This is a genomic window from Candidatus Methylomirabilota bacterium, from assembly GCA_003104975.1.
Lineage (GTDB): Bacteria > Methylomirabilota > Methylomirabilia > Methylomirabilales > Methylomirabilaceae > Methylomirabilis.
The window spans coordinates 399,853-424,526 of sequence record PQAM01000008.1; the positions used below are offsets into that span (position 1 = coordinate 399,853).

General features: G+C 62.5%; 17 protein-coding genes. 14 read left to right on the top strand and 3 right to left on the bottom strand.

Annotated elements, in window-relative coordinates:
- Positions 1 to 2: 2 nt before the first annotated feature.
- From C3F12_05560 to C3F12_05570, 3 genes are all read right to left on the bottom strand, one after another.
- The gene (locus C3F12_05560; protein PWB47436.1) at positions 3 to 866 is read right to left on the bottom strand and encodes a DUF1318 domain-containing protein; all 864 of its coding nucleotides are present in this window, start codon (positions 864 to 866) and stop codon (positions 3 to 5) included.
- A 2,862-nt stretch (positions 867 to 3,728) separates the two neighbouring features.
- A complete protein-coding gene (locus C3F12_05565; protein PWB47437.1) occupies positions 3,729 to 4,850 on the bottom strand; it encodes a glycosyl transferase in 1,122 nt (373 codons plus the stop codon).
- Between the two features lie 54 nt (positions 4,851 to 4,904).
- Positions 4,905 to 5,801 (bottom strand): hypothetical protein, encoded by an 897-nt coding sequence (locus tag C3F12_05570; GenBank protein PWB47438.1) that lies wholly within the window; start codon positions 5,799 to 5,801, stop codon positions 4,905 to 4,907.
- A 684-nt stretch (positions 5,802 to 6,485) separates the two neighbouring features.
- Between C3F12_05570 and C3F12_05575 the strand changes: the two genes are divergently transcribed.
- The 14 genes from C3F12_05575 to C3F12_05640 all read left to right on the top strand — a co-directional run bounded on the left by C3F12_05575 (position 6,486) and on the right by C3F12_05640 (position 24,199).
- Complete coding sequence (locus tag C3F12_05575; GenBank protein ID PWB47439.1) at positions 6,486 to 7,394, top strand: hypothetical protein; 909 nt, start codon at positions 6,486 to 6,488, stop codon at positions 7,392 to 7,394.
- A 140-nt stretch (positions 7,395 to 7,534) separates the two neighbouring features.
- The gene (locus tag C3F12_05580) at positions 7,535 to 8,794 is read left to right on the top strand and encodes a hypothetical protein (protein PWB47440.1); all 1,260 of its coding nucleotides are present in this window, start codon (positions 7,535 to 7,537) and stop codon (positions 8,792 to 8,794) included.
- Between the two features lie 432 nt (positions 8,795 to 9,226).
- On the top strand, positions 9,227 to 10,126 hold the full coding sequence (locus C3F12_05585) for a hypothetical protein (GenBank protein PWB47441.1): 900 nt from the start codon (positions 9,227 to 9,229) through the stop codon (positions 10,124 to 10,126).
- Between the two features lie 83 nt (positions 10,127 to 10,209).
- Positions 10,210 to 12,336 carry a hypothetical protein gene (locus tag C3F12_05590; protein PWB47442.1) on the top strand — a complete coding sequence of 709 codons (2,127 nt, stop codon included), beginning with the start codon at positions 10,210 to 10,212 and terminating at the stop codon, positions 12,334 to 12,336.
- A gap of 21 nt (positions 12,337 to 12,357) precedes the next feature.
- Positions 12,358 to 13,719: a hypothetical protein gene (locus tag C3F12_05595; GenBank protein PWB47443.1), complete on the top strand. Its 1,362-nt coding sequence runs from the start codon at positions 12,358 to 12,360 to the stop codon at positions 13,717 to 13,719.
- Between the two features lie 12 nt (positions 13,720 to 13,731).
- Entirely contained in the window at positions 13,732 to 14,481 is a 750-nt protein-coding gene (locus C3F12_05600; protein ID PWB47608.1) for a glycosyl transferase family 2, read from the top strand.
- Positions 14,482 to 14,554: 73 nt separating this feature from the next.
- A complete protein-coding gene (locus C3F12_05605) occupies positions 14,555 to 15,070 on the top strand; it encodes a hypothetical protein (GenBank protein ID PWB47444.1) in 516 nt (171 codons plus the stop codon).
- The gene (locus tag C3F12_05610) at positions 15,054 to 15,701 is read left to right on the top strand and encodes a hypothetical protein (GenBank protein ID PWB47445.1); all 648 of its coding nucleotides are present in this window, start codon (positions 15,054 to 15,056) and stop codon (positions 15,699 to 15,701) included. Before C3F12_05605 ends, C3F12_05610 begins: the two co-directional genes overlap by 17 nt.
- Positions 15,702 to 16,020: 319 nt before the next feature.
- Positions 16,021 to 17,181, top strand: a complete 1,161-nt coding sequence (locus tag C3F12_05615; GenBank protein PWB47446.1) for a hypothetical protein — start codon at positions 16,021 to 16,023, stop codon at positions 17,179 to 17,181.
- A 16-nt stretch (positions 17,182 to 17,197) separates the two neighbouring features.
- Positions 17,198 to 18,724: a hypothetical protein gene (locus C3F12_05620; protein ID PWB47447.1), complete on the top strand. Its 1,527-nt coding sequence runs from the start codon at positions 17,198 to 17,200 to the stop codon at positions 18,722 to 18,724.
- The gene (locus tag C3F12_05625; GenBank protein ID PWB47448.1) at positions 18,612 to 20,552 is read left to right on the top strand and encodes a hypothetical protein; all 1,941 of its coding nucleotides are present in this window, start codon (positions 18,612 to 18,614) and stop codon (positions 20,550 to 20,552) included. The genes C3F12_05620 and C3F12_05625 overlap by 113 nt, the downstream gene beginning before the upstream one ends.
- Positions 20,549 to 21,487, top strand: a complete 939-nt coding sequence (locus C3F12_05630; GenBank protein PWB47449.1) for a glycosyltransferase — start codon at positions 20,549 to 20,551, stop codon at positions 21,485 to 21,487. The genes C3F12_05625 and C3F12_05630 overlap by 4 nt, the downstream gene beginning before the upstream one ends.
- 435 nt (positions 21,488 to 21,922) lie before the next feature.
- Positions 21,923 to 22,480: a hypothetical protein gene (locus C3F12_05635; GenBank protein PWB47450.1), complete on the top strand. Its 558-nt coding sequence runs from the start codon at positions 21,923 to 21,925 to the stop codon at positions 22,478 to 22,480.
- A 387-nt stretch (positions 22,481 to 22,867) separates the two neighbouring features.
- Positions 22,868 to 24,199, top strand: a complete 1,332-nt coding sequence (locus C3F12_05640; GenBank protein PWB47451.1) for a hypothetical protein — start codon at positions 22,868 to 22,870, stop codon at positions 24,197 to 24,199.
- Positions 24,200 to 24,674 lie beyond the last annotated feature (475 nt).

Here is a 24,674-nt window from a genome sequence, read left to right on the forward strand (position 1 = left end):
GATTACTTACGCGTCCAGGCGCCGTCCGGACGCTGCACCCACCAGCCCGACTTGGCCGCCTCACGGCGGATCGACGCAAAGGTTTCAGCGGCCTCTGTCTTCACCCTTGCCAGATTCGCGGGCGTGCCCTCCTGCCTGGTCAGCTTGAGGATCGCCCTGGCCATCCCGTTGATGATGACCTCGCGGTCCCGGTTCTCCTCGCCCAGCAGCGCCGTATCGGCCTCGCTGACCTGCGGCGGGCCGGCGCGAAAGGTGACCCTGCCGTTGTTCGCCTCGCCGACCAATCCCTGTTCTCGGAGCTGGTTCAGTCGGGCAAGCCGCCCGCCGACCCCTTTGTAGGCGGCAACGACCTCCGGATAACCCTTGATCTCCTCCGTAATACGCCGCGACAGATCATCCTGAGCCATGGCTTCGGTCACCAGCGCGATTCGCCATGCGCGTGTCGCGGCGAGGAGTTGTTGCCTGTTCCACAGATGTGACGACGGCGCCTGGCTCGGCGCGGGTTCCTGTTCTTTGTTCGGGGTCTGCAGTAACTCTTCTTCCAGCGACTTATAGGCCGATTTGACATCCTTTTCCGGGAAATAGACGTTCACGGTAATGACCGCGCATGCGGCGATGCTCAGCAGCGCGCCGGCGGTGAACATCACAAGCGGTGTTCGGTATGTGCGCATCAACATCCTCCTTCCGGTTGAGATTCTGACCGACGATGATTCAGGGATTCGGCGCGCCGGAGACCCTCCTGATACGTTCGATGGCCTCGCGGAGGCTTTCGAGCAGGTGAGCCAACCCGATTCGGTTGAATGTGGGCGAGACGCGAACATCCAGATCCTTGTAGCCCAAAATAGTGTGGGAGATCTCCAGCTCATGGAAGACCAGATCGCCTGTGTTCAGCGCGACCTCCAGCACACCGTGATTGTACCGACGCGGCACGCCGAACAGGTTGAAATAACGGATCTGTTGTCCTGCCAACTTTTCGATCAAGGCCCGGCTGATCTTCCGCTTTTCTCGTGAAGACTCTATGGCCCAGAACCGCGCGTTCCCGACCGCCTGATCGATGGCCGGACGCGGGATCGCCAGTTCGACCATCCCGTTGATTCGCCCATGAATATATCCCTTGATGGGCGGAAAGGCATCACAAATCGCGCGCAGACTCAGTCCATCCGTCAGAATGGTCAACGCGATTCCTCCGCCAAGCGGCGCTATCGTTCCCCATCCGCCCAACCGCCCGTCCCACGCATCAAAGGTAAACCGCTGTACGGCAATCCGACCATCGGACGACGCAAGGGAGACGGCGATGCCGCGAAGCTCGATCGGATCGTAGCGAAGCGCCCTGACGGTCAGCGATCCGGACGCCGTGGCCGGCACCTTCGACAGTTGTGTCAATGCCGCCTCGAATTGCCCTTCCGCCAGGCGGCGCCGCCCGAACTGCCCGGACACCGACGCGCGGTCTGCAGATGTGGTCGAATGCCGATCGACCGGCGGCAGGCCTGTCGAACCGGTCCGTCCGTCCAACGGAATGACGCCGGTGGCGCCGTCCAGACGGACGCCCTTCAATTCCACGCCGACGTTCCGCAAGGCGAGGGTTGCGTGATAGTCCCGACCGATCAGTTCCACATCGGTCCGAAGCCGACCGGCGAGCCGAATCGCCTCGGGCGGGTCTCCTGTCAGGGCGGCGAGTGTCGGGCGAAAGGTGGAGAGCTCCGTCCACGGAACGGCCAGGCGAGCGCGCATGGCGCTGCCGGCGCGTCCGTCGACCGGCAGACTGCCGGCGAGGATCAACACCTGTCCCGCCTCGTTGCGCAGGGTCGTCTCGGGAATCGTCAGCGCGGCCGCGTCGAGCGCGAAGGGAATCGAGCCGCCCCATCTTCCGCCAAGCGACGCCGGTCGGGCCTGTGTCCGCGCCAGGTTGAGCGAGAGACCGTGAAGCGTGATCGCGCCGCGGCCGGTCAGCGGTCGTGATCTGCCGACGGTGGCCTCAATCGCGAGATCGGTGTCGAGCGTGACCCCCTGCGCGTCGGCCGCTGTGTCGGTTGCGGCGGACAGCAACTGGGGACGAAGGCCGCGGGCTGACAGCGCCATGCGTATCTCCTGTGCGGCCGCAGTGCTGATCAGCGACGCATGGCCCCGAATATCGCCGTTGCCGGCGATCACATGAAACGTGGGAATGCGGACCCGGTCTGGGCCGACCGCAAAACCGGCGGTCAGCCCGCTCAGGCGCTGCCCGGCAAAATCGATCCGGTCGACGGTCAACGCGCCCTCGAGACGACGCCCCGACACCCCGATCCCCCGGACAACGATCTGTGCGTTCTGCAGCGCTGCCGCGCCGTCCGCGGCGGCCATCTGCAGCCGGATCGATCGGCCCCGCATCTCCGCCTTCCATGGGCGCCTGTCGCCTTGCCACGACAGGCGGATCGAGGGATCGGCGAGTTGCGTCATCGTGAGGCCTCCGCCGGCCAAACGGGAAAGCTGCGCGAGCAGCGCCGGCTCGATCCGCAGTTCGGTGGTTGTCAGGTCGAGACGGTCGCGTCCCCACCCCCGTCCGGTCCCTTTGGCGTCGATCCGTGCGCCGGAGATCGATATACGCAGATCGTCGGCGGTCATATCGCCGGTTGTCGGGTCGACGCTGAAGGAGGCGCGGAGCGACGGATCACTGTACCGCTGTCCGCGCAGCTCAATCGTCCTGCCGCGCAGCTCCATTCGTCCCTGCAGCCTGCGTCCCTCAAGCTGAAGGTCGAGGTCGCCGTTCAGTGCGGCGATGGTCACCTGCTGCGCGGGGAGCGCCAATGTGCCGTCCGTGAAGACGGCAGCGGCCTGTCCTGCTGGCAGGTCCGGCCAACGGCCCTGAAGCGTCGTCGGCCTGCCCTCGATCGTCCCGGTGAGGCCGGACAGTCGGGAGAAGGAGGGGTGTCGGGCCAGGACGCCCACATCCGCGCGCCACTCGGCGACGGTCAGCGAATAGGCGGGCGGCCAGTCGGCATACCGGACGTCCGCCGTCCCGCGAGCCGACGCCCCCTCTATGGCGAATGACCATTCAGAAATCGCGAGGGCGCGCGTCGACCCATCAAGATGAAACCGCACTGCGGCCTGCGCCTTGTCCTCCGGGACCTGCGCCTGAATCCGCCCATCAAACAGATGGCTCAGCGCGCCGTCGATTCGAATCGAGCGTCCGCCGACGACGGCCTGCCCCTGCATCTCGAACAATAACGGAGCGGGCCGCGGCTCGAGCGTGACGTGTATATCGGCGACCCGGTCGTTGCCGATCTGAACGACGCCGCCGGCGAGCGAGACCCTGGGGATCCGTAATGCGGTGGACCGGGCGGCAGGCTGCACGTGCCGCTGTACCTCCTGAGCCAATACCTGGAGATTCCACCGGCCATCGTCGAGTTGTCGGAGCAGCAGTTCTGGGTGCTCGATCCGCACCTCGGTCGGCATGACCTCACCGGTACGGATCACCGAGGGCAAACCCAGCGTTGCGGCAAGACGCTTCACCCGCAGCGCCGTCTCTCGGCCCTGGGGATCGAACAGCGTCAGATGGTCAATGACCAGGTCCATGGTCAGGTTCAAATGGGGACGGATGGTGATCTGCCCAACGGCGCAACGAATCCCGTACGGCGTACAGACGAGCCGCGGGATGAGGCTGGGTAGCGCGAGCGTAAGTAAGAACAGGCCGACCACAACAGCGGTCGTCAGCCCCAGCAGAAGCACGATCAACGCCGACTTCAGTTTTATCAATGATGCGAGGCTCCCGTCATTTCCAGGGTACGTGCCAGATCCGCCCATGAGAACCGTTTCTGCTCCGCAATATTGCGGCGTAACGTCGTCTCCAGCCCCTCTTCAAAAAAACGAATCACGGCCGCCGCCAGAGCGGTCGGGTCGCGGGGCTCGACCAGGAGACCGGTTTCGCCCTCACGGACAGCCTCCGGCAGTCCGCCGACGCGGGTGGCGACCACCGGGCGCTCGAAGGCGTAGGCGATGGGAACAATCGCGCTCTGGGTCGCCGATTCGTAGGGAAGGACGACCAGATCGGCGGCGGAAAAGTAGAGGCTGACCTCATCATCCGGCACAAAGCGATCGATCACTCGGACCCTCGATGCAAGGCCCAGTGTGGTGATGAGGTGCAGGCAGTCGTCCTTTCCCTCATAAAACTCGCCGACCACGAGCAGGGTACAGTCCGCCTGTTTGAGCACCAGCGGCATCGCGGTCAGCAGTTGCGCGAGCCCCTTATAACGGCGGATCAAGCCGAAGAAGAGTAGAACCGTCCCCGTAAGACCAAGGCGTTTCTTGGCCGTCTCTTTGTCGATCGGTTCGCCGAATCCTTGCCCCGGAGGTTGGGGGACAACCAGGGGGTCGCCCCGCAGATTGAGCGACTGGAGCGCCCGTCGGTCGCTTTCCGAGTGGACGAGCCAGGCATCGCCCGCCGTCAGGGCGAAGCGGCTCAGCCCGCGCGCCAAGGGAAACGGCTCGTGCGGGACTACGTTGTGACAGATGAAGAGCACGCGGTTACGGGATCGCCTCGCCGCCCGTCGCAGCGCGATTCCGAGGCAGGGGCTAAAAAAAGGATGCCACCAGTGAACGACCGTCAGATCGGGGGCGATCTCTGTGATCCGACGACCGGCGTACAGCCAGCTTACCGGATTGATAGAGTCCAGAAGCGTCTCCGCGGCAAGTCTCTGGGGCGGGGGGTCCTGGCCGAACTGGGTTCGACCCGGGAACAGCAAGGCCGGATACTGGCGCGAGAACGAGATCAATACGATTTCGTGGCGTATGTTAAGTTCCAGCGCGAGCTGCGCGTTGTAATGGGCGATCCCGCCGCGCAGAGGGGGGAAAGGGCCGACGAGGCAAATCCTCATAGCGACCGGGCGCCGCTCGGATGCGTGGGATCCGGCGTGTCCCCGTTCACGCCGCTATGGGCCCGGAGGGGTCGAGGCAGCGGACGGGTCGCCGGACAGTCGAATGGCCATCGCAGAGCCGCTGTTCGGTCCGACCAACGTCTGGATGTACAGACCGACCAGCCCGAACGGGTTCCCCGATTCGTCTGACGCATGATTCCTGATGGAAAGCCATCCCAACGTGGGAGAGAGCGCGCCCGCGATCGCGCCGATCGGCGAGATGATGTAGTGGCCGTTCAACGCGGAAGAGCGTTGGGTCATGGTGCCGTCCTCCTGCTGAAGGAAGACCTCGACCGATGCCTGGATGGGCTTGTCCTGGAGGGGGCTGTCGGGGAGCTCGCCGCCTGGAACGGTCGGGTGCGGGGCGGCGACGATCAGCAGGCCGTCCGCCAGTACACCGCCCCCAAGTTGTCCCGAGGTCAGGAACGCGGGCAAGAAGAGGCCGGTGGGGTACGGTTCGAAGGGCGTTACGCCACCCGTTTGTCGCCGCGCCGTCGCCCCGTTATACGCGATCGCCCAGTCATCGACCATATTGACGACGAGCGCCGTGCCTATCAGGACGTCTGCGCCGGCAGCGACGTCGATGAAACCCTGCAGAAAGCTCCCGAATGCGGTGCCGGAGATAACCTGGCTCAGATCGAGCGGATCGATATCGCCGGTTGAAAGGCCCATGACGGTGTCCTGGCGGGCGCATGTCGCATCGTAAAATTCCAAGGCGGCAGACGCGGGGGTCGAGCCGGTATTGGTCAGAAACAGCAAGGTCGCAAATCCGGGTCGCAGATCATAGTACGGAAACACGATCCTCGATCCCGGCACCAGTTCGGTATTCGTGGCGGCGTCGGCCGCCGGCGAGCACGCACAGGCGGCGATCACACCGAAGAGGATAGCGATGGCGGTACCGTGGCGCATCATAATGTCAACGACGCCTCCTCCAACCTGACCCTCCCCAGGACCCCTGGGTGCGGGGGAGGGGGCAGTGGGGGGCTTTCGAATCAATTGCCAATTGATAAGCTAGTGTCCCGTTTCTGAAATTCGTTGCATAATTCTGGACGTCATTCCGCCCCCGATCAGGTCGGGGGCCGCATCGCGGGCGCGAGCCGGAATCCAGGGAATAGCGTGAGTTCTGGATTCCCGCTTTCGCGGGAATGACGGCACATGGGGCACCTACTTCTTCGCCGAACTTCTGACCCAGGACACTAAGTGTACCATAGCAATGAGCTTGCACCTCTGTCAAGGGTAACGGCAGACCCAAGAATGGATGTTGGGATGCGTCATTGCGAGCGTAGCGAAGCAATCCAACCGGTCTTCGCCCCAACTGTAGGGGCGGGTTTCAACCCGCCCTCCTCACGAGAACAGGACGGTGAGATTGCCGCGCACCCTTCGGGTGCTCGCAATGACAGACAAATGAACGGGGTGCGCGATCAATCCTTATTCTCGGGACGGAGTTTCCGCTTGACAGGGACAAGGGCCGGATGTAAGAAAAGCTATCGCACGAAGGGATCGCAAAAGAAGGGGTGTTCGGAGGCGTGGTTTGGCACGCTAACAGGAGGGTGAGCGGCCTGAAGCCGTTCGTACCCGAAAGGAAGGAGGCAGGCCATGAAGACGAACCGATTCGTCCGACGTACGCTGGCTGCTCTATCGGCGCTGGGTCTCGCGGCTGCACTATCGCCGCTCTCGCCCGCCTGGGCTAATGGGAACGAGGCAACAGACCTTGTCGCCCCGTATGGCCACTTCGACATGGCGGCCGGAACGGCCCCCGGCCCCCTGACGACCCACTATCTGATCTCGAACACCGCTGATTTTTTGGGTATTGGTGGCAGTGTCACTGTCAATGTGAAGTGTTTCAACGATGGCATCCAGCGCGTCGGGCCTGCAGCGGGGACCGATATCACTGTTGGTGCTTTCGAGATGGCGGTGCATAGCCCTCTCAGCTTGGGCCTCACGTCCGATCTTGATTATACCGGCCTCGGCTTCTGCTATTTCGCCGCGACGGGAGGCGATATTGCGGTCAGCTTCCTGGTCGGGGTCTCAGATGGTAACAACCTCATCACCAGCAACAATGCCGTCGCGATCATGTCGGATACGGCGCAGAGCCAGGTGATCGAGAGCCCCGGCGGTTTCCCTATCCCGGATGTTTCTGATGCCAACATCCCTTACTGGACGGAGGAGGGGAGATGGCAAACCTTCGTCTTGGCGCTCAACCCGACGGCAACCGACACGAACCTTGATATGGACGTCTACAGGTCGGACGGGTTCTTGCTCGGGAGTTGGCTAGGAATCCTTAATCCACCAGGCCTTGATCCTCGAGATCTCGATTTCACCCGGATCGCTGACGCGGTTCCTGGAGCGGCCGGGCTCTTCGGCCATGCGGACATACACTCTGCCGATCGCGGGTTCATGGGGTGGATCGTGGGGATGAATTTCAACACGTTTCAGGCCTTCATGTACCAGATTCCCTTGCAGGGTGGCGATGTCAGCCCACTCGCGGCGGGTGACCGGCCATAGCGTGTGGCCCTTCCCACTCTTAGTGCTTAAAAGGTCCCTCTCCTGCGTCATTGCGAGGGAGCGTAGCGACCGAAGCAATCTCACCGTTTTTCGCAGCATCAAGTACGGTGAGATTGCCACGCTCCCGTTGGTCGCTCGCAATGACAGGTTGTGGGGTCGAAGGTCTCGCCCCCACTTTCATGCCCATGGGCGCAGTACCACTGACGCATGAAGTATGGTTGCAGTCCCATAGTGGCCAAATGAAAAACGACTGGGTCCGTTCGGCCGCTTGGGCTATCGTCTGCCTCATCTTCGCCGGTCTGACCGGCTGCGCCTCGACGCCGGAACTTCAGAGCCGCCAGCGCCCGGTTCAAAAGGCGATCAACGTCGAGGCGTTGAGCCCCGTGGTCCGCGACACGACGCGATCGGATCGGGTCCGCATGAAGGCCGCGAGGGCGCTGGCCGCCTCCACCGATCCCAAGGCGCTCGATCCTATCTTTTCCGTCATCCAAGACAGGCAAACGCGGCCCACGCTCCGGGCCGCGATGGTCCATGTGGTGGGCCGGTCGTCGCAGCAGAAAGCCGTCGCAGCCTTCCTCGTGGAGCGGCTGGCCGATGAACAGGAGGCCGCCGAGGTCCGTTTCGCGGCTGCTGCCTCTCTGGGGTCGATGAAGGACGCCTCGCAGGAATCCCTCGCGCAGTTGCGCCGTGCCGGCGGCGATGCGGATCCGACCGTTCGGCTGGCCGCCAGGTGGGCGCTGGTGAGGATCGGCGGGGAAGGGATCGATCCGGTGCCGCTGTTGATCGACATCCTTCAGGACCCTGCCCATCCGGACGCCGCCAAGGCCCCGGCGGCCGAGCGTTTGGGGGAATTGAAGGATGGGCGGGCGCGGCAGGCGCTGATCCAGGCGCTTGGAGCCAAGAGTCCGGATAGACCGCCGTCACGCACCCGCAGCCCCCAGGAGTTCTTTGCCGGCCGTGCTGCGGCCAAACGGAATCTGCCGGCCGCCGCCGCAAGGGCCCTCGGCCGCCTCGGCGATCCCGCGACGATTCCACCCCTGATCGATGCCGCTGAACAGGCGCAAGGGGAGGCGAAGGTCGCAATGTTTGAGGCGCTGGCCATGCTCAAGGCATCCCAGGCCGTCCGGGCAGCGCGCCAGGCGCTCTCCGACCCGGATCAGCGGGTGCGGCGGTGGGCGGCCGTGCTCCTTCGCGAGGTCGGCGCCAAGGAAGCGTTGCCGGAGATGCAACGGGCGCTGGTCGATACGGATGCGGGGGTCCGTCTTCAGGCGGCCATGGCCCTGGAACAGCTCAACGACCGGGAATCGGTGGAGCCGATCAAAGACGCCCTGTCCAAGGAGACCGTTCCGGAGGTGCGCCAGGCGATGGAGCAGGCCGTCCGGACCCTCAGCCCGCCGTAGCCATCGGCCCTCGCATCGATCAGAAAGCCGCCCGTGTCATTGCGAGCGTAGCGAAGCAATCCAACCGTTCTTCGCCCCAAGTGTAGGGGCGGGTTTCAACCCGCCCTCCTCACGAGAACAGGACGGTGAGATTGCCGCGCTCCCCTTGGTCGCTCGCAATGGTGCGACCCAACGATATCTTGGATATCTTGGGCCACAAAAAAAGACTTGACATCGATGAAGCGACAGTGATACACAAGACGCCATATTCGCCTTTTTAAGGGTAGAATGAGCGTTGCGAATTAATGATCATGCAAGGGGGCCGAAGGGAGGGCGAAAGCGCTAGGCGATTTCATCCCCGTGTTTTCAGCTATACGATCATCCCTGACGTGAACACAGGATAGTATCCGGACTAACTATCATGTCCTGATGGTTGGGACAAGGAGGGTGAGGATGAGTTCTGGAGGAAGGGGTCGCTTTCGTAAGACGCTGACGCTCTCCCTGGTAGGATCGGCGTTCCTGCTGCAAGGAGTCATTGTTCCATTAACAGCCGACGCCCGCGTGCAGCAGCGGATTGATATTGCCGCCGATGGGACTGTGTATCAGTACCTCTGTTCCGACGGACAGCCGGCGGGAACCGACCACGACCGTTTGACAAACGTCTCGATGTCGATCGCCTTCAATTCAGCGGCCACCGTCGTTCAGACCGTGAGCAGCGGCACGACATTGATTGCCAGGGTGCCGGCGAATCCGCTGACCGCGCTGGCCCAGGGAAAGCGGACCGGAATCTTGTCGTTGGCCGGATGCGTTCCGGCGGTCGCCTTCACTGCCGCGGGATCCGGATCATGGGCTTCCGGCGTGACCACGGTGTCTGGATTCGGCGATGGCGCGCTGACGGCGCTTACCGCAGCCTCACCGGCTTCCCATATCACCAGCGACGTCAATTGCGGCAGCAGCGTGTATGGGTTTGATGGCGGCACCACCTGTTCGATTGCTGATGGGGCTGCGCAACCTGCCGACGGGATCACCTTGAATAACAACCAGGGCATCCTTTTCGTCTATAACGGCGCCTCATTCATCCCCGCGAATACGGCGGGGACTCTGAATGTGTCCGGTGGCGGCGCGGGATTTGATATCACCGGAGCCAACAATGCCGAGGACGCTACGGGCGATTCGGATACCACCAGCGTGACGGTGACGACGACGACCACGACGACGACCACAACCACCACCACAACCACCACCACAACCGTCATTCCGACGGTCGGTCCATGGGGTATGGCGGCGCTCGGAGTGGCGTTCTTGGGCGCGATGGCCTGGATGCTCAAGGCCCGCCGAGCTCACATCTCATAGTCGGTCTAAATCAGATCAGTTTGTATGAATATGAAAAACGGGGAGCAATCCCCGTTTTTCTTTTTTAGAGGGGTTAGTTCACGTTGAGTGATGGGGTTGCAGCGGATGAGCAGCCGAACCGGCTGGAGTGGGCCAGTACGCTGGCCGCGCTGGCGCTGACCTATGGGCTCCTGTTCTGGTACCTGAAGCCCTCCCTTCTGCTGCAGCCGACCATTACCGCTGGCGGCGACACGATCGCCCACTATGTCGCCGCTCGGTATCTGCGGGATTACCTGCTCCCCAATGGGAAGCTGGTCGGCTGGATGCCGGGCAATTTTGCCGGCTATCCCCTTTTCCTCTTTTACTTTCCGCTGGCCTTTCTGCTGATCGCCGGCTTGAGCCTTGTCGCGTCATTTCCCGTTGCGTTTAAACTGGGTACCCTCGCCGGAACCTTTGGACTGCCGGTCGCGTCGCTGGTCGCGCTCCGCTGGATCGGCTGCCCGTTTCCCATACCGGCCATCGGCGCTGTCCTGACGCTTCCATTTCTGTTGAACGCAGGCAACAGTATGTGGGGCGGCAACCTCCCCAGTACGCTGGCCGGGGAGTTCTCGCACAGTCTGTCCTTTATGTTGCTGGTGCTCTTTTTTGGCGCGCTCTATCGTGGCGTATCGGCGCAGCGCCACGTAGGGTGGTGCGGGGTGCTCTTTGCCCTCACCGGTCTGGCCCATGGCTATGGGATGGTGATGGCGGCAGGATTTGGGCTTTACTTCCTCGCCGTGAGCACGCAGTTTCGATCGACGCTCCTGTATCTGGTACGCGTCTATGCGGTCGGCGGGCTCTTGCTGGGATTCTGGCTGGTGCCGCTCGTCGCCTATCTTCACTACACGACGGGATTCCCCATTACGTGGGAGTTCAAATCGCCCCTGGAGATCGCCCCGGTCGTGCTGTGGCCCATCGTCATCATGGCGGCGATCACCGTCGGCGTGGTGTTGTTACAAAAACAGACGGATAAGGAGTGGGTTCGGATCGTCTACTACCTGACCTATCCTGTCGTTCTCTCTATCGTCCTGTACTATGCCTCTCCCCGACTGAATCTTGTCGATGTCAGGTTCCTGGCCTTCGCCCAGTTCTTTTTGACGATACTGGCGGCAGCCGGTCTTGGTCGCTTCGTCATGCGACTGCCGCCGTCGCTTCGCCAGGCGGCCCCGATCGTCATCGGTGTACTGATGATCGCGTGGGTCGCGCCCCAGGTCTCATATATCCCCAAATGGATCCGCTGGAACTTCGAGGGGATGGAGCAAAAGCCGTGGTGGCGATACTATCAGATCGTCAATAGTATCGGCGTGCCGGGCGGCCCTCACAGTCCACGGGTGGTCTATCAGCACTCGCCGGTTCACGACAAGGCCGGGACGGTCAGGGCCTTTGAGGCGTTGCCGCTCTTTTCGGGACGTCCTACACTTGAGGGCGCCTACATGCAGTCCTCGCCAAGCGCCCCGTTTATCTTTTATATTCAGTCCGAGCTCACCGAGACCCCGTCGTGCCCGTTCGTTCCATATACGTGTACGACATTCAATCCGGAACAGGCCCTCGCCCATTTGGAGCTGTTCAACGTCAAACAGGTGATTGCCGTGACGGACGAGGTCAAGGCAGCGCTGGCATCGAGCGCAGGCTACCGTGAGGAGGGGGCGATCGGACCCTACAAAATCTTTGAGGTCCGTCGTGGGAACGGCCAGTATGTCGTCCCGCTTCGATATCCGCCGGCATCGGTGACGGATGGCGACTGGAAGCGGTTGGCCTATGACTGGTTCCAGAGACCGGAATGGCTGGATGTCCCGCTCCTTTTTTTGCGCGCGGGTGAACCGACACCAGAGGCTATACAGCCCTTCAGGGGTCTGGACGAGGCGCCGGGGAAACAATCGGCCTTACCTGAATGCCGTGTGAAAGACGCCCTTGCCAACGAGGAGGTGCGGTTTGAGACCGACTGTCCGGGTCGCCCGCACCTGATCAAGATCTCGTACCATCCAAAATGGCACGTTGAGGGCGCCGATCGGGTCTATCTGGTCTCGCCGGCCTTTATGCTGGTCTATCCGACGGCCAGACAGGTCCGCCTTGTGTTCGGCAACCGCTGGCCCGATTATGCGGGGTGGGCCGCCACCGCAGTCGGTATCGCGTGGCTACTCACGGAAGCGCTTGTCGCACGCTCAAGGACACGATATGATCGGTCCTTATAATTATAAGAGGATGCGCGCAACATGCAGGCGAGGCGGCTGAAGGTCCTGCTGGTCAATCCGAGTTGGGACGGACTGGTCAGCCGAAAGGGACGCCGGTTCAATCGCGCCTGGATGCCGCTCGATCTACTGAACTGCGCGGCGATCCTGGAACAGGACGGGGTGGGCGTCAGCCTGATCGACGCGCGCGCCGTGTCGATCCCGTTATCTGCGATTGCCGAGGCGGCGGCGCAGCACGACCTGGTCTTTGTGACTTCGTCTCCCATCGATCGATGGCAATGTCCCAACCTTGACCTCGCACCGTTCCTGGCGGTCACCGGTCTGGTGGAGCGGGACAAGCTGTACGTGATGGGGGCGCATGGAACCGTTGCGCCGGAAGAGCTGCTTGAGATGACGGGCGCGCGCGCCGTCATCCGTGGCGAGCCTGAACTGACCGTACAGGCGCTGTGTCGCGGCGACGATCCGTCGGAGGCTCCGGGTGTGACCTGGCGGTCTGATGGAACCGTTCGCAATAACCCGGAGGGACCGGCACTCGACCTGACGGCACTGCCGATGCCGGCATTCCGCCTTCTCGACCTTCGCCATTATCGGTATGAGATCCTCGGCGGCCGTTTTGCGCTGTTGGAAACGACGCGCGGGTGCCACTACCGATGCCATTTCTGTCTGCTGAAGATGTATGGGAAAGGCTATCGGAGGAAGGACCCCGATCAGGTGATCCGCGAGGTGGCCTATCTCGTCAGGGAAGCGGGCGCCCGGACGGGATATTTTATCGATCTGGAGTTTACAGCGAACCGGGACTATGTCGGGCAGGTCTGTGAGCGGCTGGCATCGGCCGACCTCCCCTTTGAGTGGGCGTGCCAGACGAGGGCCGATTATGTGGACGGTCCGCTGCTGAACCTGATGAAGCGGGCCGGCTGTCGGCTGATCCATTTCGGTGTGGAAAGCGGGTCGGCTAAGGTCCTGGCCGCCACCAACAAGCGGATTACGCTCGAGCAGATCGAACGGGGCGTCGCGGAGACACAACGGGCCGGGATCGATCAGGCCTGTTTTTTTATGTTCGGCTTTCCCGGGGAGACCCAAGCGGATATGGACGCCACCATCGCCTTTGCCAAGCGCCTCAACCCGACGTACGCATCCTTCCACGCCGTCAGTCCCTACCGGGGGACGGCGCTCTTCGAGATGAGCGGCTCGCGCGAGCTGTTCCCCGAGGTATTCGACAGGGAGCATGACGCGGCCTTCCTGCGTGGGGTGGTGAACCGCGCCTTTCATGAGTTTTACCTGCGTCCGGCCATCCTCTGGTCCAGGCTTCGCCGGATGGATCCTGGATTGTGGCGGCGACAGGCGGCCCTGTTTATGGACTTTGTGCGACCGGCGCTCTTCGGATAACGATCCCCTATGATGCCGCCGCCTGTCGTCAGGCCTCGATTGAATCTCGATCCGCTCACGATCCTGATCCCCGCCTACAATGAAGAGGCCATCCTGGCCGCCAACATCGATCGCCTGAGGGCATTCCTGAAGGAACTGGAGATCGAGAAGTACGAGATTATCCTGGTCAGCAACGGCTCCACCGATCGGACCGTCGAGATTGCCGATGCGTGCGCGGCGGGCCGGAACGATCTGCACGTCGTTGCGCTCGACCGCCGCGGCGTCGGCCGCGCGTTCAAAGAGGGGATCCGCCGCGCGCAATACGACCGGCTGGTCTGTCTGGATCTCGATCTGACCATCGACCTGGCCTTCATCGGATCGGCCGCGACGTTGCTCACCGAGGCCGATATCGTCATCGGCTCCAAGCAGACGGGGGCGCAGCAGCGCTCGTGGCTTCGGCGACTGGCGAGCGCCGCGTTTATCGCCTGTACGCGCACACTGTTGGGTCTGGAGTTCACCGACTATTCGATCGGCGCCAAGGCCTACCGACGGTCGGCCGTCATGCCGTACCTTCCTCTTCTGGCCGATGGAAGCGCCTATGTGGTGCAACTCATCGCCTGGGGCCACCGCGACGGCGTGGCTGTGGCCGAGATCCCTATCTGGTGCGATGATCGCCGTCGCAGCAAGTTCAACCTCCTCCATGAGGGCCTCTACCGATTCGGCAGCCTGTTCCTGCTGTGGCTGCAGGTCTGCCTGCGAGGCCGCGGGGCGATCAAGTATTGACAGCAGGCTGACAACTGGTGTATCTCTCTACCCGTATGACTCCTCTTCAACATGACGTGAAGTAGCAGGGGATATGATGGCGCAGCCGTTGTTCTTACGTCGACCTGTGGTGACTGCATACGTGACGTTTTTCGTATGCATCGTTGCTTCGTATACCCTGCTGCGTACGAGTGTCATGCGGGACTTCGTCGGGCAGCCGCTGGCCACGGCATTCGCATCCATCGGAGGATTGATCCTGAATCTCCTATCAGTTGAGGCGACGGCTACGGGTACGGTGCTCCAGGTCGAGGGATTTACGGCCCGAATCGACGATGTGTGCACCGGGCTGTTTGTGGTGGCGATCTATCTCTCCGCCGTCCTGGCCTATCCGAGCCGGGCGAAAGAGAAACTGAAGGGGCTGCTGTTTGGCGCCTCGGCGATTCTCTTCTTGAATCTTATTAGAGTCGTCAGCCTGATGTATATCGGCCGCTACTTCCCATCATTCTTCGAAACGGCGCATCTGTTGATCTGGCAATCGGTGATCATCTTCTGCGCCCTCCTGATATGGCTCTACTGGACGGTGCGTTTCGTCAGTGCTCCTCAACACTAAAGCGCTCCTTATCTTTGCCGGCCGATTTCTCTTGAGCTTTTGCCTCGTTCTGCCGCTCTGGTTTCTCGTGACTCCGGCGTATAATCGCCTCCTGGCGTCGAGTGCCAACCTCGTGCTCCCGCTCATTGAGAGCGCTCCTGCGCCAAGACTTGAGGGTTGGGAACACGACATCCTCCTGAAGCGTCCCAGTTCGACGCCAGGGGCAGAGATGCGGGTCCAGGGATTCAGAGGCAACTTGACGCATTTCAATCTGATCCTGATGGTTGCCCTCATCTTTTCACTTCGACGCATCGATTGGCGGTCGCGGTGCAAGCTGCTGGCGATCGCGTTGGGGATCCTGTTGGCGGTCCATCTTGTATACCTTCTGATCGGTGTCAAGTTCTTTGAGCAACCGGCGCAAGGGGATCCGCAGAGTTCTGCCGGCCGTTTTTACGTGTGGGGGGTCAATTTCTACCTGTCGATAGCGAGTCAACTGCTGCCGTTCGTGATCGGATGGTTTCTTTATCGATTCCTTGTGCCGTCGCATGAAGCAGGGCTGCCATTTGGGTTAGAGAGCCGGGTCGGCGGAACTGAAGAAACTGCAGTGCGAACGAAGGGTGCCCGCAAGATGAAAAAAAAGAAAGACCGATGACATCGCGTGCTCTTTCGCGTCATTGCGAGCGTAGCGAAGCAATCCAACCGTTCTTCGCCCCGAGTGTAGGGGCGGGTTTCAACCCGCCCTCCTCACGAGAACAGGACGGTGAGATTGCCGCGCACCCTTGGGTGCTCGCAATGGCAGACACACGGATGGGTTGCGTGATCGATCGTTATGCTTGGTACGGTGAAAGGGCTTGACGCCTCGGTGTCAATCGGTTAGAAGATAGACACTGTCGGCGGGCAACGACACAATCCTGCGTACGTGAATCGGAGATATAAGGAGGACGGAACAGGTGCGGTGCTGTTGTGGAGGCGTGACAAGGCGGGACCTGCTTCGGTACGCGGCGCTCGGCGGGGGCGCACTACTGGTTGGACCCCTTGCCGCGTTGGCGGTCGCTGAACCGGTGACGGCCGGTTCCGGGCAGGGGAACAGCCTGCCGAAGGCCAAGCAGGCGATGCGCGACATCGTCCGTCGTTACGCCTCGGTCAAGGATGATCCGTGGGCCATGATGCACGGTGTGCGGGCCTTCGGCAAGAACTTCATGCTCGACGAGGGTCCGGCTGTCGACTACCTCTGTTCGCATTTCCTCGAGATGCAAACAGTCCGGGGGCGGTCATACCTGAAGATGGCGCGCGGCGCCGACGGCCATTTCAATGCCCTCTTGAAGACGTTTCTGGAGGCCGGGGTCGATCCGGACCATTCTTTCATCGTCCAGGGGCGCCGCCGGACGGTGGGCGATCTCTTACACAGCGGGAAAACCCTTTTTACCTTTGATACGACCTTGAGCCCCCTGCACGACACGAGGGACGAGGCGGCCTGGAGCGTGATCGCCTTCTCCATCACGACGCCGCCGGACAAGGCCGTCTGGAAGAACGCCGCCGACCAGGAGATCAGGCTCCACGATGTGATCGCCACCCTCTTCACGGCTATGGAACAGGGGTCGGCAGCATACGCGACGGCCATGCAGCAGGGGATCATGCCACGCGAACGAGCTCCGATTACACGCTTTACCTGTGGCGGGACCCACGTGATCTACAGTCTGGCGGTGGCGGTTCGATACGGGCACCTTGGCGAGGAGGGGCGGCGACGTCTCGCGCGTATCCTCGATATGCTGATCTGGCGGATGAAGGCCGAGACCTATCTGGCGAATCAGCACTACCAGGCCATGACCAAGACCGACGCGCCTGCCGCTGATGCGCATCTATTTCATCTTGATACCAGGCTGAAGTTCCTCGGCCATGCCATGGAAATCCTTCAGTACGTCCGGATGTTCGGCCTCTATACCCCGACCCCCGCCCAGGAGGCGGAGATCCGCGCCGCAACCGAGATCCTGGCCGCCGCGGTCCTGGAGGTGGGCCGGGCCGATATTGCGTCCTTCAGGCACGCGGTTCCACGTCTATACACCCTTCTGATCGGGGATGCCTGCCACGCCTACCACGGCCTCACGATGACGAAGGGTATCAACCAAGTGTGACAATCCGATAGAAACTATGGAGGTGTTCCGAATGATTGTACGAGTATTGCGCGGGTTCGGGCTGCTGGCGGTGGTCGTCGCTCTCACCGCCTGCGCCCTGCAAGGGGGGATGGAGAACGAGACGAGCCTCAAGACCCCCCGACCGGCGTCTAAGGCGCTGGAGCAATTGATGCCGCAACTGATCGTCGGCCAGGATGGGGCGATCCATCTGTTCTGGCAGGCGGTCGAGCCGCGTACGAGTTGGGAGATCCTGTACGCCCGCTCTCAGGATTCCGGTGCGACCTGGCAGAAGCCCACGACCTTGTTACAAGCCGATAAGGAGACGATCGTCCAGGGGATGACGGTCGCGGCCGACGCCAAAGGGCATCTGTACGCTGCCTGGCGGCAATCGGATCAGGCGACGAAAAAGCAGCACCGACTGATGCTGGCGCGTTCGCTCGATGGAGGAAAGCGCTGGGAGCCGGCCCGGGAGCTGGCCGCTTCGGCCAACGTCGGGTTGCCGTATCTCCTGGTCGACGACGAGAGCAGCGTCTACGTCGCGTGGCTCGAAGGTCCGCTCCGTGGCCACCGCCACCTGCAGTTCAGGACCTCCGTTGACCACGGCGAGACGTTCACGGGCGAGTCGGCGGGTCTGAAATGGGCCGATCCAACCGCCGAACTTGGGCTGGTTAATGTCCGTCTCGCGTCCGATGGGGCGGGGCGTCTGTACGTCGTCTGGCAGGAGACCGCGAAGGGTAGTTCGTCCAAGATTTTCCTGAATCGATCCGTCGATTACGGACGGAGCTGGGCTGAGAAGCCGATCCTGGTAAGCCCACCCGGGGACAGCCGATTCGGCGCGCGCAGCCCGCTGATCGTCACGTCGCCGGGCGGGCGCGTGGCGGTGATGTGGGAGCAGTTCGATGAGCGGGCCATCACCCTGGAGGACGGCAAGCAGGAGACGAGACTCGACAAGGTCCTGGTCGTCAACCGATCCCTGGATGAGGGGCAGAGCTGGCCGGCCACACCGATCCGTCTGAACGTGATTGATCCGGCCACTCCGCAGGCGGTCGAGAGCCTGTATTGGGGGTTGAGCGCCGATGAGCAGGGCCATCTGTATGCCGTCTGGGCCGAGGGGGAGGACAAGGAGCTCAAACGCCTGCTCATGGCCCACTCATCCGACTTCGGTTCAAGCTGGAGTGTGCCGCCGGTGCAGCTCGAGCGCACCAGCCCCCAGGGAGGCCAGCCGGGCGCGCCGATGATCCGTCATGATAACCGTGGGCATGTCTGGGTCGCCTGGCTGGAGCAGATCATCCGGCCGGCCGGATGGCAGGTACTGATGAACGGATCGGAGGACCACGGGCAGACTTGGCGCCGTCGCGCAGTGTTCCTGGCCGATTCGGCCCAACCTCCCGAGATCATCCGAAGCGCGCCGATGATCCGTGCCGACGGCGATGGGCGGCTGTTCGTCGCGTGGAGCGAGGGCCGCCACGGGATCGTCATCACCCGGTCCGTGGATGGCGGCCGCTCGTGGCTGCCGCAACCTGTTCGGATCGGCCTGCCATAGCGGGACGTGGCAGGTGCGGAAGAAAAAGAACCGATCCCTGCAGGTCGGTCAGTCCGGAAATGGAGGGTACCTGCCCAGCCTGCTCGCCATCCTGTTGCTGCTCGCGGTCGTGGCGGCGGTGTACGCCAACTCCCTCCAGAACGAATTCCTGTTCGATGATCTCGAGACGATCGTGGAGTTGCACAGCCCAGGCGGATCCGGGCCCCTCGGCCCGCTTCATGCCCTTCTGAGCGGGCGCGGGGCCTACCGTCCGGTCCGGAGCGCTTCGTATGCCCTGGATTACGCGGTCTCCGGCCTGGAGCCCTGGGGCTATCACCTCGTCAACATCGCGCTGCACGCCGGTTCAACCGTCCTGGTCTTCCTGATCGCTAGAGGACTATTCGACCGCCTGCCGGCGGCGCTGCTGACCGCTCTCTTGTTCGCGGTTCATCCGATTCAGACTGATGCCGTCACGTACCTGTCGGGACGGCGGGACGTGTTGTCGGGCCTCTTTGTTCTGGGCGGCTTCTACGCCTTCTTGCGGTACCGCGGAACCGGGCGGGCGGCCTATCTGGTGCTTGCTATCGCGCTCTACCCTCTCGCCTTCCTGAGCAAGGAGAGCGGGATCATCCTGCCGCTGCTCTGTGTCGGGTACGACATCTACCGCCGCGTTCGGGTACACCATGCCGGCGATACCGCGAGGGAATCTCTGCGCGCGATCCTCACGGCTGCTTGGGCGGCGATACGGGAGGGCCGCCGGCTCTATCTGCCGCTCGCGGTCCTGGCCGGGGGATTTGCGGCGTATGTCCTCCTGTTCGTGCGTGGGACCTGGCAGCAGTCGTATCACGGCGGGAGCCTTGCCATGACCCTGCTCACCATGTCAAGGGTCGTGCTGCACTATCTCGGTCTGCTGGCCTTTCCGCTGAGATTGAACGCCGACTACTCGTACAATGCCTTCCCCGTGACGGACTCCTGGACCGATCCCTGGGCCTGGGCTGCACTGCTGGTCCTGGCCGGACTCGGGTATGGGTGGCTCTTCCTGGTCGCGCGCCGCCCGCTTGCGGCCTTCGGAGGCGCCTGGTTCGCGCTCGCGCTGCTGCCGGTCTCGCAGATCGTCCCTCACCATGAACTGATGGCCGAGCACTACCTCTATACGCCGTCTGTGGGATTCTGTCTCCTGCTCGTAGGGCTGCTCGAACCCGCCCTTGCCGAGCGGCAATCGTCTCGAGTCGTGTTCGGGGCCGCCGCACTTGTGCTCGTCCTGTTCTCCCTGCGCACGGTAACACGGAACACCGATTGGCGGGACGAGCTCACGCTGTGGCGCAAGACGGTGCAAACGGCCCCACAGTCGGCGAGGGCCAGGAACAACCTTGGGGCGGCGTACCTGCGCCGGGGAGAACTGGCGCTCGCACAGGCGGAGCTGGAGGCGGCGACCCGGATCAGGCCCGATTTTTCCACCGCCCACGGCAACCTGGGCAAGCTCCACCTCGATCGTGGCGAACTGGCTTCGGCGAGAACGGCCTTGGAAGCCGCCCTTGCGCTCAGACCCAATGAGATGATCCCGCGCCTGTGGCTGGGGGCGGTGCTGTTGCGTGAAGGGCGGGTGACGGAGGCCGAGGCGCAGTTTCAGGCCGCGATGAGCAACCGTCGGTCCGCCCCGTATGCCAGAAACAACCTGGGCGTGCTGGCGGCCAGGCAGGGCCGGTTCGAGGAGGCGGCCGCAGCCTTTCGCGAGGCGTTGCGGATGATGCCCGAATTGGCAGAGGCCAGGACGAATCTGGCCCGGTTGGCCGACCGCCGGGACCGAATGACTCAATCGGCGCCGTCGGGCGCCGGGGCACGGCCATGAGCGAAGGCGGCCCGGCGCTCTCGCTGGTCATCCCGCTGTACAACGAGGCCGAGAGCCTTGAAGAGCTCCATACGGCCCTGACGGCCGTGTTGCGGCCCTATGGCGACCGATGCGAGGTGATCTACGTCGATGACGGCAGCACCGACGGCTCCTTCGACTGCCTCAAGAAGCTTCGCGATGCGGACCCGCGAGTCACGATTATCCGGCTGCGCTGCAACCAAGGGAAGACGGTGGCGCTGGTTGCAGGATTTCGGGAGGCGCGGGGCGAGGTGGTCATCACCATGGACGCCGATCTCCAGGACGATCCGCTGGAGATCCCCCGATTGCTGGGTCGGCTTGAAGAGGGATACGACCTGGTCTCCGGCTGGAAGGTCAACCGGCAGGATCCCTGGTCGCGCCGCGTCCTGTCCCGACTCTTCAACGCCGTGACCTCCAGAGTGACCGGGGTCAACCTGCATGATCTCAACTGCGGGTTCAAGGCCTACCGGCGCGCGGTGATCGCCGAGCTTCGACTGCAGGGCGATCTGCATCGATTCATCCCCGTCCTGGCGGGCGGGCGCGGCTTCAGGGTCGCGGAGGTCGAGGTCCGGCACCATCCACGTCGGTACGGCCGATCAAAGTACGGAGCTGCCCGGATCACACGCGGCTTCTTCGACCTGCTGACGGTCCTGCTGCTGACGCGCTATACGACCCGCCCGCTGCATCTGTTCGGGCTGGGCGGCGCGCTGCTGGGAGCGGTCGGGGTCGGCATCGTCGGATATCTGTCGGTCGGCTGGCTGCTCGGGGAGTGGATCGGAGGTCGGCCATTGTTCCTACTCGCGGTGTTGATGGTGGTAGGCGGGCTTCAACTGGTCTCGTTGGGGTTGCTGGCCGAGATGATCGTGTACGGGTCGAACCCGGAGTCCCCGCCTCCCATCGACCGAGTCCTGAAGTAGACCTTGACAAGCGTCGGCTTCCTGCTATAGTGTCGCCAACGTTTCGATCGGGCGCAGTGCTCTGACAGTCCTCCCGCGTCATTGCGAGGGATCCAGAGCGAAGCGAAGGGGACCGAAGCAATCTCACAGTCTTTCAGGACAACGACGGTGAGATTGCCACGCTCCCGTTGGTCGCTCGCAATGACGCTCTAGTGCTTAGTTGCAATAATACCCGTACCGTCATTCCCGCAGTCCTTAAGCGGGAATCCATTGATTGTACTGGATACCCACTTCCGCGGGTATGACGGCTTATGTGCGCTACCTTTCACAACGAAGCAGTAGTGGGTGGTATGGACTAAGAGTGAAGTCTTCATGCCCATGGGTGTGTGCCGCAGGGTGGGTGCGGTGTTGCTCAAAGCAAGGGATGCAAGGCGACAGAATGGGGGATACGAGGTGATGAGACGAAACACGAACGCCTCCGGATGGGGCGCCATACTGCTTGCAGGGCTGGTCCTGGCCGGGTGTGCGTCGGCCCCGCTGCGGCCCGCGGAACACCCCGCCGCGCCGCAGGCCGCGTCGCCGCAGGCCGTTCAACCGCCTCCGGCCGTCACGCTCGACCCTGAGGAGCGGCTGCGCGCCCGGGCCGCCCAATACTGGGAGGCCAGACTTCGCGGCGATCTCGTCGAGACCTATCAGCTCCATGAGCCCGCCTTCCGGCGGGCCGTCTCTCTGACGGCGTTTGCGCAGGGCCGCGGGTCGACCACTGTTTTTGAGTATACGATCCTGGGACAGGAGGTTCAGGGCCAACAGGGGGTGGTACGGATGAAGATCCGGTCGACGTTCCATCATCCGAAGCTGGTCAAACCTGTTGAGCCGAAGTGGCACGAATTCGAGGAGCGATGGGTCCTGGCCGAGGGTGACTGGTACCGACGGTTCCGCTTTCCGGTGGGCGATCCGTACCCGCCGGTGGACTGGAATGCGATGGGGCCTGCGTTAAGGCCAACCCAGAAATAACGATGACGATCTGTCATTATCCTGACAGTCCCCCGCGTCATTGCGAGGGAACGTAGCGACCGAAGCAATCTCACAGTCTTTCAGGACAACGACGGCGAGATTGCCGCGCTCCCGTTGGTCGCTCGCAATGACGAATCGTAACATCGATCCGAGGCCGATTTTTTTCTTGACAACAGCGCCTGCGAAGAATATAAAGAGCAGAATTCAGTCTCATCCGGATGAGGGGGTCGTCCGGATACAGGTGTACATGCAGATCAAGCGGGAAGTTGGCGTAAGGTTTTGATAGTGTCAATGGCCCGGACGCGACGTGATCAAGGGGGAGGACCAGCGAGGGGAGGTGATGCGGGGAAGCGGTCCAAGGGGGTTTAAGTCGAAGAGGAGTTTTGTGTGTTTCACCCGTTCCATAGCCTGTTATCCATCAAGAAGGAGGGGAAAAAACAGATGAAGTCCTTAACGAAGGGTATCTTGGCGTCCATGCTGGCGGTTGCCCCACTGGTGGCCGCAGTGGGGACGGCCTCCGCGAACACGGAGCTGGTTCCGGCCGCCCGCCTCGCGATCCCGTACTGGGATGTCACCAGCGGTAAAAGCACCCTTATCCTGCTTACCAACGTCAGCCGATTCGTCGACCTGACCGGGGCGCCCATGACTGACGGTGTCACCACCCTGACCGGTCAAGTCCACATCGAGTGGTACGACAAGTCCTGCACTCGAACCGACGTCCCCGTCGAGCTCAGCCCGGGGGATGTCGATCAGCTTGATCTGACCAACCCCTCGCTGGCCCTTCCGGGTACGCAGGGGTATGCCGACATCGATGTCCGGGATACGGCCACCACGACCGGCACCTCGGTCCAGTTTAACGTCCTGTTGGGGACCGTCGTCATCGGCGACAGCACGAACGACTTTGCGATCGCCTACCCGGCCGCCAGCGGAATCGGCAGCTCTACTTTGGGTGTCGGCGGTAATATCGTCGCCCGGGCTAACGATGGAAGCGGAAATGCCGCTGTCGGCGGCTGGACCGGTAGCTTCGAGCCGTTCCCGGCGCGCGTCTTCGTGCCGATGTTCTTCGCCGAGGGTGGCCCCATTAATACCCAGAGTCTGCTGGCCATCGCCGCTCTTCCGAACGGTAACTGGGCCGGCGGCGCCCTGGGCGAACCGCCAGGCGCAGATGCTGTGAGCACGTCTCTGATCAACCCAGGCACACTGATCACCGCCAACACCGAGGTCTTTGACGGATGTGAAAACCACTCGTCCAGACCGATCAGCGGGCACTATATCCTCAGCTCCCTGGGTAGCCTGTTTGGCACCATCATCAACCAGACCAACTGGCACAACATCCTCCCGGAGGACTGCCACGGTGTGTCGAACTTCCCGCATGTGGATGAGGCCAGCGGCGCCGTCCCCGGCGCCTTCATCGGGTGGATCGATATCCCGAACAGCGCAGATATCGGGCCGCTCAACGTAGCCGGCCTGTCAACTCGGGGTGATGCCGGTGATGAGTTCGACCGCGGCATGGTCGGGGTGCTGGTGGAGTCTAACGATACGGCCCAGGGTGACGTCACCCGCCTCTGGGGTGATCCGGCAGGCGGCGGTGATCATCTGAACGTTGCGACCGGTAGCCGGAACACGCGATACACCAACGTTGATTTCGTGGACCACTGCGATATCGATGCGTCGATCGACACGGCTGCTGAGTTCTTCCTAGCCTGTTTCGGGTTCTAGATCGTCGGTATCACGTTACAACGACAGTCCACGGGCCAGGGGTTCTCACCCCTGGCCCGTGTTTTTTTGGTGGGCTCAGGATAACGACCGTGAGATTGCCGCGCTCCCGTTGGTCGCTCGCAATGACCCCCCTTACGTCATTGTGAGGGAGCGCAGCGATCGAAGCAATCTCACCGTTCTTGTCTGTGTCACCAGGGGATTGCTTCGCCTACGGCTCGCACTGACACTCTGTGCCAGATTGCCACGCACCCTTCTGGTGCTCGCAATGACGAGCCAGTGATGAGACGGTCTCGCAACAGACGTTCATCCCAATGGGCGCGCCCCCCGCGCAAGCGGGGTTGGTTAGAATCATCATGGCCCGTCGGCCACCCATGCATCATGAAAATGCGGGCTATTTTCTAAGCAAAGTCTCCCGTATCGGTCATTGCGAGGGAGCGCAGCGACCGAAGCAATCTCACAGTCGTTCAGGACAACG

What these genes read in the sequence shown, in the direction of transcription:
- C3F12_05635 (PWB47450.1), top strand. Translation starts at nt 21,923, where the DNA reads ATGAGACGAAACACGAACGCCTCCGGATGGGGCGCCATACTGCTTGCA.
- C3F12_05560 (PWB47436.1), bottom strand. Translation starts at nt 866, where the DNA reads ATGAGCTGGAGATCTCCCACACTATTTTGGGCTACAAGGATCTGGATG.
- C3F12_05600 (PWB47608.1), top strand. Translation starts at nt 13,732, where the DNA reads ATGCCGCCGCCTGTCGTCAGGCCTCGATTGAATCTCGATCCGCTCACG.
- C3F12_05580 (PWB47440.1), top strand. Translation starts at nt 7,535, where the DNA reads ATGACAGGTTGTGGGGTCGAAGGTCTCGCCCCCACTTTCATGCCCATG.
- C3F12_05575 (PWB47439.1), top strand. Translation starts at nt 6,486, where the DNA reads ATGAAGACGAACCGATTCGTCCGACGTACGCTGGCTGCTCTATCGGCG.
- C3F12_05595 (PWB47443.1), top strand. Translation starts at nt 12,358, where the DNA reads ATGCAGGCGAGGCGGCTGAAGGTCCTGCTGGTCAATCCGAGTTGGGAC.
- C3F12_05625 (PWB47448.1), top strand. Translation starts at nt 18,612, where the DNA reads ATGGGCGGCTGTTCGTCGCGTGGAGCGAGGGCCGCCACGGGATCGTCA.
- C3F12_05585 (PWB47441.1), top strand. Translation starts at nt 9,227, where the DNA reads ATGAGTTCTGGAGGAAGGGGTCGCTTTCGTAAGACGCTGACGCTCTCC.
- C3F12_05605 (PWB47444.1), top strand. Translation starts at nt 14,555, where the DNA reads ATGATGGCGCAGCCGTTGTTCTTACGTCGACCTGTGGTGACTGCATAC.
- C3F12_05620 (PWB47447.1), top strand. Translation starts at nt 17,198, where the DNA reads ATGGAGGTGTTCCGAATGATTGTACGAGTATTGCGCGGGTTCGGGCTG.
- C3F12_05570 (PWB47438.1), bottom strand. Translation starts at nt 5,801, where the DNA reads ATGATGCGCCACGGTACCGCCATCGCTATCCTCTTCGGTGTGATCGCC.
- C3F12_05630 (PWB47449.1), top strand. Translation starts at nt 20,549, where the DNA reads ATGAGCGAAGGCGGCCCGGCGCTCTCGCTGGTCATCCCGCTGTACAAC.
- C3F12_05565 (PWB47437.1), bottom strand. Translation starts at nt 4,850, where the DNA reads ATGAGGATTTGCCTCGTCGGCCCTTTCCCCCCTCTGCGCGGCGGGATC.